At 66.4% G+C, this 12,850-nt stretch carries 9 protein-coding genes and 1 riboswitch; all 9 genes read right to left on the reverse strand.

Features of this window, described 5'->3' with window-relative positions; genetic code table 11:
* Positions 1 to 344: 344 nt before the first annotated feature.
* The 9 genes from glyA to VE25_RS17115 all read right to left on the reverse strand — a co-directional run bounded on the left by glyA (position 345) and on the right by VE25_RS17115 (position 12,428).
* Positions 345 to 1,637, reverse strand: a complete 1,293-nt coding sequence (gene glyA / locus VE25_RS17075; protein WP_439328915.1) for a serine hydroxymethyltransferase — start codon at positions 1,635 to 1,637, stop codon at positions 345 to 347.
* Positions 1,638 to 1,642: 5 nt separating this feature from the next.
* Positions 1,643 to 1,724, reverse strand: a riboswitch (ZMP/ZTP riboswitch).
* Between the two features lie 175 nt (positions 1,725 to 1,899).
* Complete coding sequence (locus VE25_RS17080) at positions 1,900 to 5,226, reverse strand: efflux RND transporter permease subunit (RefSeq protein WP_052732051.1); 3,327 nt, start codon at positions 5,224 to 5,226, stop codon at positions 1,900 to 1,902.
* Positions 5,223 to 6,515, reverse strand: coding sequence for an efflux RND transporter periplasmic adaptor subunit (locus VE25_RS17085; protein WP_052732052.1), 1,293 nt, complete (start codon positions 6,513 to 6,515; stop codon positions 5,223 to 5,225). Before VE25_RS17085 ends, VE25_RS17080 begins: the two co-directional genes overlap by 4 nt.
* A 14-nt stretch (positions 6,516 to 6,529) precedes the next feature.
* The gene (locus VE25_RS17090) at positions 6,530 to 7,081 is read right to left on the reverse strand and encodes a PadR family transcriptional regulator (protein ID WP_046109867.1); all 552 of its coding nucleotides are present in this window, start codon (positions 7,079 to 7,081) and stop codon (positions 6,530 to 6,532) included.
* 252 nt (positions 7,082 to 7,333) lie between these two features.
* Entirely contained in the window at positions 7,334 to 8,173 is an 840-nt protein-coding gene (cysQ, locus tag VE25_RS17095; protein WP_046109868.1) for a 3'(2'),5'-bisphosphate nucleotidase CysQ, read from the reverse strand.
* Positions 8,170 to 9,039, reverse strand: a complete 870-nt coding sequence (gene nadC, locus VE25_RS17100; RefSeq protein ID WP_046109869.1) for a carboxylating nicotinate-nucleotide diphosphorylase — start codon at positions 9,037 to 9,039, stop codon at positions 8,170 to 8,172. Before nadC ends, cysQ begins: the two co-directional genes overlap by 4 nt.
* An 80-nt stretch (positions 9,040 to 9,119) precedes the next feature.
* Positions 9,120 to 9,935, reverse strand: coding sequence for an AAC(3) family N-acetyltransferase (locus VE25_RS17105; protein ID WP_046109870.1), 816 nt, complete (start codon positions 9,933 to 9,935; stop codon positions 9,120 to 9,122).
* 7 nt (positions 9,936 to 9,942) lie between these two features.
* Positions 9,943 to 11,202, reverse strand: a complete 1,260-nt coding sequence (locus tag VE25_RS17110; RefSeq protein ID WP_046109871.1) for an AGE family epimerase/isomerase — start codon at positions 11,200 to 11,202, stop codon at positions 9,943 to 9,945.
* 224 nt (positions 11,203 to 11,426) lie between these two features.
* Complete coding sequence (locus VE25_RS17115; protein ID WP_046109872.1) at positions 11,427 to 12,428, reverse strand: class 1 fructose-bisphosphatase; 1,002 nt, start codon at positions 12,426 to 12,428, stop codon at positions 11,427 to 11,429.
* Between the last annotated feature and the right edge of the window lie 422 nt (positions 12,429 to 12,850).

A 12,850-nucleotide genomic window follows, 5' to 3' on the forward strand; every position in this document is an offset into this window, starting at 1 on the left:
CCACAGGCACAATGCGTCCCCCCCCTCCCCTCAAGGGGGAGGGGGGGGACGCATTGTGCCTGTGGTACCTTCCTGCCTACCCCACCGCCTGTCATCCCGGCGCAGGCCGGGACCCAGCCCTGACCGCCTCAACGAGCACGGGAAGAGCGGCTGCATTCCTGCCCTGTTCACACACCTTGCGGCTGGTGCAGCATCTCAGGATGGGTCCCGGCTTTCACCGGGATGACATCGAGTTGGCGCGCGCGATGGTGCCACACCCAAACATCGTCATCCTCGCGTCGGATGCGATGATGAGGTCGACGTGTAGACGTGGCGTGCACAGAGGCTACCCACCGCTGCCGCCTTTACCGCTCCACGCCCGGCACGGGGAACCGGCGGCAGAGCGTGGCAACTTCGTTGTGCAGGCTCGCAAGCAGCCCTCCGTCCTCCGGCGCTTTCAGCGCCGCGATCATCCAGCCGGCCAATGCCTCCATGTCCGCCTCCCCCATGCCGCGGGTGGTCGAGGCCGGTGTGCCGAGGCGGATGCCGCTGGGGCGCAGCGGCGGGCGGAGGTCGTCGGGAATGATCTGCCGGTTGACGGTGATGCCGATCCGGTCGAGCGCCTCCTCGGCCTGCCGCCCGTCGAGCCCGAAGCTCGCGACGGTATCGACGACCATCAGGTGGTTGTCGGTTCCGCCGGTGACGAGCCGCGCGCCACCCGCGGCGAGCGCTGCCGCGAGGGCCTTTGCATTCGCCAGGACCTGGCGCGCATAGGCAACGAACTCGGGCTCGGCCGCCTTCTTGAAGGTGACGGCGCTCGCCGCGACCTGGTTCATGTGCGGGCCACCCTGCAGGCCGGGGAAAACGGCGGAGTCGATGGTCTTTGCGAGCTCGGCCTTGCAGAGGATCAGCCCGCCGCGCGGCCCGCGCAGGGATTTGTGCGTCGTCGTGGTGACGACGTCGAACCCCGCATCGAGCGGATTGGCGAGGACGTTGGCGGCCACCAGCCCGCCGATATGCGAGATATCCGCCATCGTCCGAGCCCCGACCGCATCGGCGATCCGGCGGAACGCGGCATAGTCGTATTCGCGCGGGTATGAGGAATGGCCCGCCAGCACCAGCTTCGGCCCGTGCGTCCTCGCGAGGTCCATCACCTCGTCATAGTCGATGCCGCCGTCCGGCCGCGTCTTGTAGCGGACGAACTTGAAGACCTTGCCCATGTGCGACACCGGCGCGCCGTGGGTGAGGTGTCCGCCATGCGAGAGGTCCATGGCAAGGATCGTGTCGCCCGGTTGCAGCAGTCCGAAATAGACCGCCTGGTTCATCGGCGAACCCGAAAGCGGCTGCACGTTGGCGTGTTCGGCGCGGAACAGCGCGCAGGCCCGCTCACGGGCGAGGTTCTCGACGGCGTCGGTATTCTCCTGCCCGCCATAATAGCGCCGGCCGGGATAGCCCTCGGAATACTTGTTGGTGAGAACCGAACCGAGCGCCGCCAGCACCTCGGGGTAGGTGTAGTTCTCGGACGGGATCAGCTCGATCCCGTCGGCCTGGCGCCGCTCCTCGGCGGTGATGGAAGAAAAGACGCCGGGGTCGAAAGCGGCCAGCTGATCGCGATAGGCGTCCATGGGCGGCTCCTCTTGTTGGAGTTGAACCGGGATATATCCCCGGCCGCCCAGGCGATCGGCAGTTCAGACACGCGCTCCCCGATGGTTGCCCATCTCAAATCGCCAGTCGCGCGATGGGCCAACGATATGCGAGGTCCATGCTCGGCGCAACGGTGCGAGCATCATGGTACCTCGGGGCGCCATCTCGCACCGGGGTGATATCGCGGTGGTGGATGCAGAAGGCGCACGAGCCGCTGCTTCCACCACGACAAACAAAAAGGCCCGCAGCGATGCGGGCCTTTTTGTTTGTACCAGCCTATTCGGCCGCGTCGCGGGAGACGATCGTCACGCCGTTCTCTTCCTTCTTGGTAAGTCCGGCGTCCTTGGAGACGATGTAGCGCCTGGCCGCGTCCGCATCCTCGGGGATCTCGACAGCCATGCCGTCGAAGCCTGCGGGAGCGGCCTGCGCCGTGCGGCGCCCGAAGATGCCGCCGATCCATCCGAAGATCCAGCCGGTCGACTTCATCTGGCCCCAGATCACCGTCGGCGCGGTGACCATCACCGGCACCATGACGAGGGTGAGGGCGGTCGAGACGAAGAGGCCCGACACGAGCGCGGCCGACAGGTGGATGAACCACGAACCGGCGATGCCGCCCACCACGATCTCGCGGCGGATGAAGTCGAACTCGACGTTCGCCCACATCGGAATGACGCCCAGCGACGTCAGGAACGCCGTCAGCAACACCGGCCGCACGCGCTGCGAGATGGTGATCAGCATCGCCTTGACGGATTCCACCCCTTCCTCGCGGTGATACGAGTTGTAGGTGTCGATCAAAACGATGCCGTTCTTCACCACGATGCCCGCCAGCGCCACGATGCCGAGGCCGGTCATGATGGCCGAGAAGCTCATGCCCGTTATCAGCATGCCCGCGAGCACGCCGGCGATGGACATGATCACCGTCGAGAGCGTCACCAGCACCTGGTAGAAGCTGTTGTATTCCAGCAGCAGCACCAGGAAGATGATGAACATGGCGCCCGCGAACGCCTGCACGATGAAGGCGTTGGCTTCCTCGGCCTGCTCCTCGGCGCCGCCATAGACGATGTTGACGCTCGAGGGGAAGTCCTGCTGGCTGACCCACTCGCGCACCTGCGCCACGCGGTCGGCCGCGTAGACGCCTTCCGGCAGGTTGGCGAGGCTCGCCGCCACGCCCATCACGTAGACCTGGTTGCGCCGCTCGATGTTGGCGACCTTGGGCACGGCCGTGCGCTCGAGGAAGTTCGAGACGGGAACCAGGCCCTGCGACGTCGCGATCCGCATGGAATCGAGAGCATCGAACGAACGCTCGTCCTGGGGCAGGCGCACCTTGATCTTGAGCTCCTCGCCCTCCTCGTCGCGGTAGGTGCCGATCTCGACGCCGGAGGTGACGAGCTGCACATAGGGCGCAAGCTCACGCACGCCGATGCCGTAGCGGCCCGCCTCGACGCGGTCGATGGTCACCTGCCAGTCGATGCCCGGCGACGGCCGGTCGTCCTCGACGTCGACGGTGTTCTCCACATCGTTCTCGATGTAGTCGCGCAGCGCCGTCACCACAGGCTGCAGGTCGTCGTAGTTGTTACTCTCGACCCGCAGGTTGATATCCTTACCCGCCGGCGGCCCGTTCTCCATCTGCTGGACCTGGATCTGCAGGCCCGAGATGTGCGCGACGCGCTGGCGGATGTCGGCGAAGATTTCCTCGGCCTTGACGCGATAGTTGTAGTCGACGAGCTCGAGCTGGAAGTTGCCGATGGTGTCGGGCGGGGCGCTGGCGCTGGTCTCGCTGGCGCCGAATTGCATGATCACGTCCTTGATGCCGTGAACCTGCAGCAGCTCGTCCTCGACCTCGACCAGCATGTCGCGGATCTCCTCGGGCGAGTAGTTGCCGCGCCCGACGACATAGACCGTCGCGAACTCGGGTTCCGAGGCCGGGAAGGCCTCGGTGCCGGTCGGATTGGCGATATAGAGCCCGAAGATGCCGAACACGATGCCGAAGCCGACGGCGAGCGTCGGGATCGGCCAGTGCAGCAGCACCTGCATGGCCCGCACGTAGAAGCCGGTCAGCCCGCCCACCTTCTTGGGGTCGAACTTGTCGGCATACATCACCGTGTCGGCCGCTTCCTTGCGCTTGGGATCGACATGGGTCGAGGCGATGATGCCGCCGATGACCGGCATGAAGATGAGCGCCGAGATCAGCGAAGCGACCATCACCACGATGACGATGATCGGCAGGTAGCTCATGAACTTGCCCACGATCCCCGGCCAGAACAGCAGGGGCACGAACGCGCCGAGCGTCGTCGCCGTCGCGCCGACCACCGGCACGAACATCTTCCGGACCGCCATGATGAAGGCTTCCCGCTTGGGTATGCCTTCCTGCAGCTTTCGTTCGGCGTATTCGACGACCACCACGGGGTCGTCCACCAGCACGCCCACGGCAATGACGAGGCCGAACATAATCATCATGTTGATGGTCATGCCGAGCCCCTGCACCACCAGGAACGCCATCATGAACGAGATGGGGATGGAAAGGCCGATCATGATCGCCGGGCGCACGCCGAGGGTGGCGACGCACGTGATCAGCACCAGCGCGATGGCGGTGAACACGGCCGCTTCCAGCGACCGGAACAGGGCCTCGGTCGTGACCGCCTGGTCGAGGAAGAAGCTGTGGCCCATGCCGCTCGGCCAGTCGGCGGTGAACGCCTCGGTGGTGGCGCGCACCTTGTCCGAGACGTCGATGATGTTGGTGCCGATCTTCTTGGAGACGCCCAGGATAATGGCGGGCGACCCGTTGACGTGGGTGTATTCGGTCGCGTCCTCCAGGGTGCGCGTCACCGTCGCCACGTCCCCGAAGCGCACGACCGTGCTGCCGTCGGTCTTCAGCGGCAGGTTGTAGACGTCCTCCGGATTGGTGATGAGGCCCGGCACCTCGATGTTGAACGAGCCCTGCCCGGTGTTGAGCGTGCCGCCCGGCACCACCATGTTGTTGCGGGCGAGCGCGTCGAGCATCTGGGCGGCCGTCAGCCCGTAGGCGTCGAGGCGCAGGAGGTCGACCTGCACCGACATCACTTCCTCGCGGGCGCCCGAGATGGTGACCTCGCGCACCTCGCCGATGGCCTCGAGCTCGTCCTGCAGGTCCTCGGCGCGCCGCACGAGCTCGCGCTCGGGCAGGTCGCCATAGACCGCCACCGAGATGATCGGGAAGCCGACGACGTCGACTTCCGTCACCGTCGGGTCCTCGGCATCGTCCGGCAGGTCGCTGCGGATGGTGTCGAGCTTGGCGCGCACGTCCTGCAGCGCCTGGTCCTTGTTGAAGTTGATGTCGAACTCCAGCAGCACCGAGGCGTGCCCGGTGGTGGAGGTCGAGGTCATGTTGACGAGCCCGTCGAGGTCGGCGAGCTCATCCTCGGCGGGCTTTGCCAGCAATGTCTCGGCGTCGCGCGGCGAGATGCCGGTCTGGCTGATCGAGACGTAGAGGTAGGGAACGTCGATCGCCGGGAAACTTTCCTTGGGCAGCGAGACGTAAGCGGCCCCGCCGGCCATGAGCAGCAACGCCATGACCGTCAGGACGACCCGCGGCATCCGCAGGACGCGTTCGAGAAAATCCATCATGATTGTGCGCTTTCCTGCTGCGTCCCGGCGTTATCCGGTTGCGTTACGGGACCGTCGAGAAGGGTCGCCTCGACCTGCTGGCCGGCATTGACGAACTCCTGTCCGACGGTGATCACTTCGGCCCGCTCGGGCAGGCCCGAGACCCACACGCCCTGGCGCGTGTCGCTGACGATGGTCACGGGATAGAACGCCACGACCCCGTTCTCGACCGTGCGCACGCCCAGCACGCCCTGGTCGTCGAGGGTCAGCACCGATTGTGGCAGCAGGTGCCCGGGCATGTCGCCCGCTTGCACGGTCGCCTGTGCCGTCACCCCGTCACGCAGGGCGAAATCGGCGTTCGGCAGCTCGATCTCGATGGGGAAGGACCGGGTCGCTTCGTTGGAGGTCGCGGCGACGTAGGTCACCTTGCCCTCGGCGGTCTGGCCGGTGACGGTGGTCACGGCGGCCTCGAGCCCGGTGTGGGCGACGGCGATGTAGCGCTCGGGAACCGTCGCCGTGAACAGCATGGGGTCGAGCTGGATGATGGTGGCGCAGGTGCCGCCCAGAGCCAGCATGTTGCCCTGGCTGACCAGCGGGTCCTGCACCACGCCCGCGACCTTCGCGACGATCTCGGTGCGCGCCATCTCCTCCTGGGCATTGTCGAGCGCGACCTGGGCCGAGCTCAGCGATGCCTGGGCGGAGCGCAGCGCCACCGCGAACTGGTTCTGCGTGTTGGGGGCGGCAAGGCCCCGTTCGCGCAGCTGCGCGTTGGTGTCGAAATCGAGCTGGGCCTGTTCGATGCCGGCCTGTGCCTGCGCCAGACCCGCTTCGGCCTGCGCGACGGCGGCTGCCCGCGTGCCCTGGTCGAGGGTGCAGAGCGCCTCGCCCACATCCACCCGCTGGCCCTTGGTTACATGCACGGTCTGCACGATGCCCGCGGTCTCGGCGACCGCCGAGACGATGGCCTTGGCCTGGGTGCGGCCGCGCAGCGGGACCTCGATGGGCATGGGCCGCGCCTCGAAGACGGCGGTACGTACCGATTGCAGCGGAGCGTTGGCCCCGTTCACCTGCGCGGTGCGCTGGGCGACGGTCAGCTCGGCGCCTTCCACATCGTGGTGCTCGGCGAGGACCCCGGCATTGGCCAGCGACTCGTGCAGCGGGCCGTGGTCCTGGCCCTCGATGATCGAGACGATCGGCCTTACGCCATTTTCTGGGCCATTTCCGCCCCTAACGAATGTTCCGGTGGCCAGCCACGCGCCTGCTCCGAGCAGGATCACCAGCGCCAGGCCGTAAGAGAATAGTGCACGCATCGTAAAGTCGCCCCTTATTCCGCTGCGTTTGTCTTGTCCTGCTCGGGGCGCGCAAGCGCCACCAGCTCGTGGAGATGGGTACGCAGGTGTTTTTCCGCAAGCTCCATGATCGCAAGTCCGTAATCGATGACCCATTCATCGGCGGGCGTGCGGCATTCGATGTTTGAAGCCTGCTTGATCACGCGGATTTCCTCGCGCGTGCGCTCGAGCTGCTCGCGGGCCCGGGCCTCGACGAGGCCCGCCGGCAAGAGGTGCGCATAGCGTGCGAAGAGAAGGAACGGGCTGCGGAAGACTTCTTCGTCGAGCGGCTCGTGCAGCGCATCGACGAAGGCCGCGCGGCCCGCCTCGGTAATGGAATAGACTTTCTTGGCCGGCTTGCCGTCCTGCGGCTCGACACGGCTGGTCACCAGCCCGTCGTCCTCGAGCCTGGCGAGGGCGGGGTAGATGGAACCGTAGCTGGCCTCGACGAAGTAGGAGCACTCGCCTTCGACGCACAGGCGCCGAATCTCGTACCCTGTAGCCTCGCGCTCGTGGAGGATCGCGAGGCACAATGTGCGAACGTTCATGAAGGGGCTCCGCCGCTATATACGGCCGATATATATCGGGCCTATATATCCCGATCGCCCACCGAACGCCAAGCCCATAGCCTTGCGGATACCGCAGGGCAGTTAAGAGCGCATTGCATGGCAAAAGAAAAGGCGGGCTTTTCAGCTAATTAGAACGTTTCCAGGAAAAGTGGACGCCACTTTTCCGGTCGGAAACGTGACAAAACAAAGAGTTGGAGATCGTTCAGCGTTTCAAAGAAACGGTGAACGGCTCTAGCCGGCGAGTCGCGTCATCTCCGCTGCCGCCCGCTCGGCAAGCTCGCGGTTGGAGGCCGCAACGAAGTAGGGGTTGAGAAAGCCCGACTCGGTCTTGCCGTAGGCCAGGGGTTTTCCGTCGAGGGTGAGCACAGCCCCGCCCGCCGCTTCCAGCACCGCCTGTCCGGCGGCCGTATCCCATTCGCAGGTCGGCGTGAAGCGCGGATAGAGCTGCGCGATGCCTTCGGCCAGCAGGCAGAACTTCAGCGAGGAGCCGACGGAAACGTCCTCGCCCACCGCGAACGTCTCGCAGAGCGCGGCGAGCGCCGCATGCCCGTGCGATCGGCTGGCCACGATGCGCATGGGGCCGGCATCGCTGACGGAAATGGCGCGCATGTCGCCCGGCCTGCCGGAAGCCGTCTCGCAGGCGAACGCCCCTTCCGGCCCGCCGACATGGGCGCGCCCGGTCACCGGAGCCAGCACTACGCCCATCACCGGCCGTCCGTCCTCGACGAGCGCGATATTGACGGTGAACTCGCCGTTGCGCTTGACGAATTCCTTGGTGCCGTCGAGCGGATCGACGACGAAATAGCGCCGCCCGAGCACAGGGATGCGGCCGGCCGAGACGCTCTCCTCAGCCAGCACCGGCAGCCCGGTCGGCATCAGATGATCGAGGATCACCGCTTCGGCCAGCGCGTCGGCTTCGGTCACCGGCGAGCCGTCGGATTTCCGTTCTGCGGCGAAAGGTCGCGCATAGACTTCGTTGATGACGGCCGCGGCGGCGATGGCCGCCTTCAGCGACAGGTCGAGCAGCGCGCCGGTCGAAAGCTCCTCGGGGGATTGGGTGAGGGCCGTCATTGGCGGATGACCACGTCGAGGCCGAGGTCGAGCGGCGGAGCGGAAAGGGTGATCTGGCTGGTCGAGATGTAGTCGACCCCCGTCTCGGCGATCGAGCGCACCCGATCGAGCTTGACCCCGCCCGAAGCCTCGAGCCTGGCGCGCCCGGCATTGAGCGCCACGGCTTTCTTGAGCGTCTCGTTGTCCATGTTGTCGAGCAGCACGACGCGCGCGCCGGCCTCGAGCGCCTCCTCGAGTTCGGCGAGCGTCGTCACCTCGATCTCGATGGCGACGAGATGCCCGGCATAGGCCGCGGCGGCCCTGTAGGCGGCGGCCACCCCGCCCGCGACCGCGATATGGTTGTCCTTGATGAGGATGGCGTCGTCGAGCCCGTAGCGATGGTTGGCGCCGCCCCCGCACCTGACCGCATATTTCTGGAAGGCGCGCAGGCCCGGCGTGGTCTTGCGCGTATCGCAGATCTGCGCGCCCGTGCCCGCGACTGCATCGGCGAAGGCCCGCGTCAGCGTCGCGATCCCCGAGAGCGGGTTGAGGAAGTTGAGCGCCACCCGTTCGGCCGACATGACGAGCCGCGCCGGCCCGTAGACGTCGGCCACCGACTGGCCGGCCTCGATCCAGTCTCCGTCGCGCACGTGCGTCACGAAATCGACCCCGTCCCCGATCAGCCGGAACGCGGCGCGGGCAAGATCGAGCCCGGCGATCACCCCCGACTCGCGGGCTGAAAGCGTCGCATTGGCCGTCGCGCCGGGCGACAGCACCGCCTGGCTGGTGAGATCTCCCGCCAGTCCGAGGTCTTCGGAGAGCGCGGCGGTGACGGCGGCGTCGACCAGATGACGCGGAAGCTCGGCGGGGTAGGGCGGTTGCGGCATGCGGCGGATTCCCTTGGGCGTTGCGTCTTTACGCGCGAGACGGGCAGGATGCAATGATCACCGGGTGGGGGGACGGGCGCTCACGGCGCCGGCTCCCGCCTCCATGTCTCGGCCGCGAGATCCACGGCGAGGCGCGCGGAAAACAGCCAGCAATCCGCGTTGCCCACCTTGCCGGCAGCAACTTCGCCTTGTTCGGCCAGGCGCTCGCCGACCCTGACGAAGGTCGCTGGATCGCCGACTGGCGCCGCGCGGTAGGAAACCCACTGCCGCACGCCGTCCACCAGCACCGGCGAGCCCTCGTCCTCCAGCGGGCGATCCGGCCAGGCGCGACCCTCGGCCAGGTGCAGCATCGTGCATTTGTCGAATCCCACGCCCAGCAGCAGCACGCGCGCATCGAGGTCGTAGAGCCGGGCCAGCGGAGATTGTTCGCCGAGCGGACTCTCCAGCGCGTGGCCGTCGAGAATGCGCCGCGTGTTGGGGCCGACGGCGGCGAACGAGCAGTTCGGGTGCAGGCTGCGCTCGACACCGGGCCAGCTGCGGAAGAGTTCGGCGATGCTACCCATGTTTTGGGTGGGCGTGCGCCGCGGGTCGAAGGCGGGCATGCTGGCGCGGATGACCTCGACCCAGTCGGCCGGCACCGGCGGCGCGCCCCATTTGGCTGGGTCCGTCAGACCTGACGAGTGTGCCGGCATCACCAGCGTACCCTGCGGCCCGAGGACGTCGAGCAGCGCCTCGATGACCGCCACGGCGCCGCCGCTCACCCATCCGAGCGCGCTGAGCGATGAATGGACGATGACCGTCTCGCCCTCAGCAAGCCCCAGGTGAGTTAGATCGGCGGTAAGGCTTGCCTGCGTCGCCGGCACGCGGGTGCGCGCGATGAGGTCAGCCTCCGACATTGCCGTTTTACCGCCGTTTCCCGGTCTCGATGATCGCGTGGGTGATGGACCCGTTCGTCGGAAAGAGCGGGATGAGGCAGGCCTGGACCGCGTGATAGATGTCGGGCTTGCCGCGGAAGAGCCGCTCGGTGGGTGCCAGGTCTTCCTTCAGTTCCGGGCGCCAGCCGCTGTTCTCGTGGTCGATGAGATGGTTGGCCGCGAAGTCCCAGAAGCGGCGGTACCAGATCTCGAAATAGGGGTCGCGGTCGAAATTGGTGAGGAACGCCGAGGCGCCGATCGCCTCGCACACCGGCCACCAGAGCTTTTCGCGCATCTTGGGGGTGTTGTCCCAGTCGAGCGTGTAGAAGAAGCCGCCTTGGGTCTTGTCCCAGCCGAGCTCGACCGAGCGGTGGAAGAGCTGGCGGGCCGCCGAAGTGAGCCAGGATTCCGATTTGTGGCCGAGGATCCAGAGCTGGTAGAGCAGCCTCGACCATTCCAGCCAGTGGCCGGGAGTCGTGCCCGAGGGGCGGAACATCTCGTTGCCCAGATACTCGCGGTCGAGCTCCCAGTTCTGCGAGAAGTGCTCGGCCACACGATAGTCGAGGCTTGCCGCGTGCTTGCCGATGATGAACTGGGCGATGCGGCCGGCCTTCTTGAGATAGGCCTGGTTGCCGGTGGCCTCGTAGGCGGCCATCAGCGCCTCGGTCAGGTGCATGTTGGAGTTCTGCCCGCGATAGTCGCTGATCGGGGCCCAGTTGCGGGCATACTCCTCAGTGGTGACGCCGTGCTTGTCGTCCCAGAAGCGCGTTTCGATGACCTCGGTCACGTCCGCGATCATCGCGTCGGCCAGAGGATGACCGGTGAGCTTGGCGCTCGAAGCTGCCAGCAGCACGAAGGCGTGGCCGTAGGCCTGCTTGGAATCGTCGCGCGGCCCGTTGTCGTCGAGCGACCAGAAATAGCCGCGGTTCTGCTTGTCGCGGTGATGCTCCCAGAGATACCGCATGCCGTGGTCGACGATCTCGTCCGAACCTGGCCGCCCGAGCAGGCTTCCGATGGCGAAGCAATGCACCATGCGTGAGGTCGAGTGGATCTGGCGCAGCGGATTGTCCGCATCGAGCGGGCGACCGAAGGTGTCGAGATCGTGGAACCCGCCCTTGGGGTTGATCGAGTTGCGCTGGAAGAAATCGAACAGGCGATTGGCCTGCCGCATCAGCCACTGCCGGTGAAACGGGCGCGTGTGCCAGGCGCCGGCATTGGTTTCCGGCAGGAAATAGGTCTCGTCGGACATCTCAACTCCCACGCCGGCATGGACCACCGGCCTTATCGGGCCGAGGGTTAGCATGGGGCTGAGAACGTTGCAATTTTGTGAGTGGGGTGGTGCCACGCCCTCGTGGTTCGAGGCTTCGCTGCGCTTCGCACCTCACCATGAGGGCTACTGGGACTTCACCGGATTCACATCAGCCCTCATGGTGAGGTGCGCCGCAAGGCGCCTCGAACCACGAGGGCGTGGCACTACTCCCCCGCATCGGCGAGCGTTGCAGCATAATGCCTCTCCACCCGCTCCACTTCCTCGGCCGACCCCAGGATCACCGCCACCCGCTGGTGTATCCCCGTAGGCTGTACTTCCAGTATCCGCCCGCGCCCCGTCGTTGCGCGCCCGCCTGCGGCTTCGACCAGCAGCGACATGGGATTGGCCTCGTACATCAGCCGCAGCCGCCCGCCCTTGGCGGCGGTTTCGCTGTCGAGCGGATAAAGGAAGATGCCCCCGCGCATGAGGATGCGGTGGATATCGGCGACCATCGAGCCCACCCAGCGCATGTTGTAGCGCTTGCCCGCGGCGCCCGTTTCGCCCGCGACGCTCTCGGCCACATAGGCGCGTGTCGCTTCGTCCCAGAAGCGCTCGCGGGCCGCGTTGATGGCGTATTCGGCCGAGGCGGCCGGGATGGCGATGCCGTCCCTAGTCAGGATGAACTCGCCCTTGGCATCGAGGGTGAAGACGGCGACCGATTTGCCGAAGGTCAGCACCAGGCTCGTCGAATTGCCGTAGGCCGCATAGCCCGCCGCCAGCTGGCGCGTGCCCGGCTGCAGCAGCGCCGCGTCGTCGGCGCCGGGCGGCACCGCCAGCACGGAAAAGATCGATCCCACAGTCACATTGACGTCGAGATTCGAGCTGCCGTCGAGCGGATCGCAGGCGACCATATAACGCCCCGCACCGGCTTCACGCTCGAATTGAAGCGCTTGATTCAGTTCCTCGGAAACGAGAATCGAAATCGCAGGGTTTTCCCCCAAGTGCTTGATGAACAAGTCGTTCGAGACCACGTCGAGCTGCTTCTGGTCCTCGCCCTGGACGTTGACCGCCCCCGCCAGTCCCGATAGCCCCTCGATGGGCGCGGTGCGCAGCACGACGGCGATCTCGGCGCAGGCGGCCGCGATGCTGGCAACCACCGAAGCGAGCGCCGGGTCGTGCGCGGCGCCCTGGTCGAGCCAGGCGGAAAGGGTCGTCCGGGAATTCATGGGACCTCTCGATGATGGGTTGGTCGGGCCCCCGCGAGTGTGCCGATGGGATGACAAGTGGCAAGCTCGACTTTCGCCGCAGAAGAGGCTTACCCCTTGCCCACACCTCCGCACCTTCCTGCCGCCACCGGCTGTCATCCCGGCGAAAGCCCGGACCCCGTAAACGCCGTTCAACCGGTTTTGTACCTCAGCAATCCCATCCCCAGGGTCATCCCCGCGAAAGCGGGGACCTCCGTTACTATCCTCAAAGGAAACAGGGGTTTCCCGCTTTCGCGGGAATGCCCCGGTGGTGGGGGGTGTTGGTGTGCGAGAATCGCTGGATCTGAGCATACTGGGTCCCGGCTTTCGCCGGGATGACACCCGGTGGGTGGGGGACGATGGTGCCACAAGCACGACCCGCCTCCCTTCCCCTCGAGGGGAGG

Origin of the sequence: Devosia geojensis (assembly GCF_000969415.1) — a bacterium.
Classification (GTDB): Bacteria; Pseudomonadota; Alphaproteobacteria; order Rhizobiales; family Devosiaceae; genus Devosia; species Devosia geojensis.

What these genes read in the sequence shown, in the direction of transcription:
- VE25_RS17110 (WP_046109871.1), bottom strand. Translation starts at nt 11,202, where the DNA reads ATGTCCGACGAGACCTATTTCCTGCCGGAAACCAATGCCGGCGCCTGG.
- VE25_RS17080 (WP_052732051.1), bottom strand. Translation starts at nt 5,226, where the DNA reads ATGATGGATTTTCTCGAACGCGTCCTGCGGATGCCGCGGGTCGTCCTG.
- nadC (WP_046109869.1), bottom strand. Translation starts at nt 9,039, where the DNA reads ATGCCGCAACCGCCCTACCCCGCCGAGCTTCCGCGTCATCTGGTCGAC.
- VE25_RS17105 (WP_046109870.1), bottom strand. Translation starts at nt 9,935, where the DNA reads ATGTCGGAGGCTGACCTCATCGCGCGCACCCGCGTGCCGGCGACGCAG.
- VE25_RS17090 (WP_046109867.1), bottom strand. Translation starts at nt 7,081, where the DNA reads ATGAACGTTCGCACATTGTGCCTCGCGATCCTCCACGAGCGCGAGGCT.
- VE25_RS17115 (WP_046109872.1), bottom strand. Translation starts at nt 12,428, where the DNA reads ATGAATTCCCGGACGACCCTTTCCGCCTGGCTCGACCAGGGCGCCGCG.
- cysQ (WP_046109868.1), bottom strand. Translation starts at nt 8,173, where the DNA reads ATGACGGCCCTCACCCAATCCCCCGAGGAGCTTTCGACCGGCGCGCTG.
- VE25_RS17085 (WP_052732052.1), bottom strand. Translation starts at nt 6,515, where the DNA reads ATGCGTGCACTATTCTCTTACGGCCTGGCGCTGGTGATCCTGCTCGGA.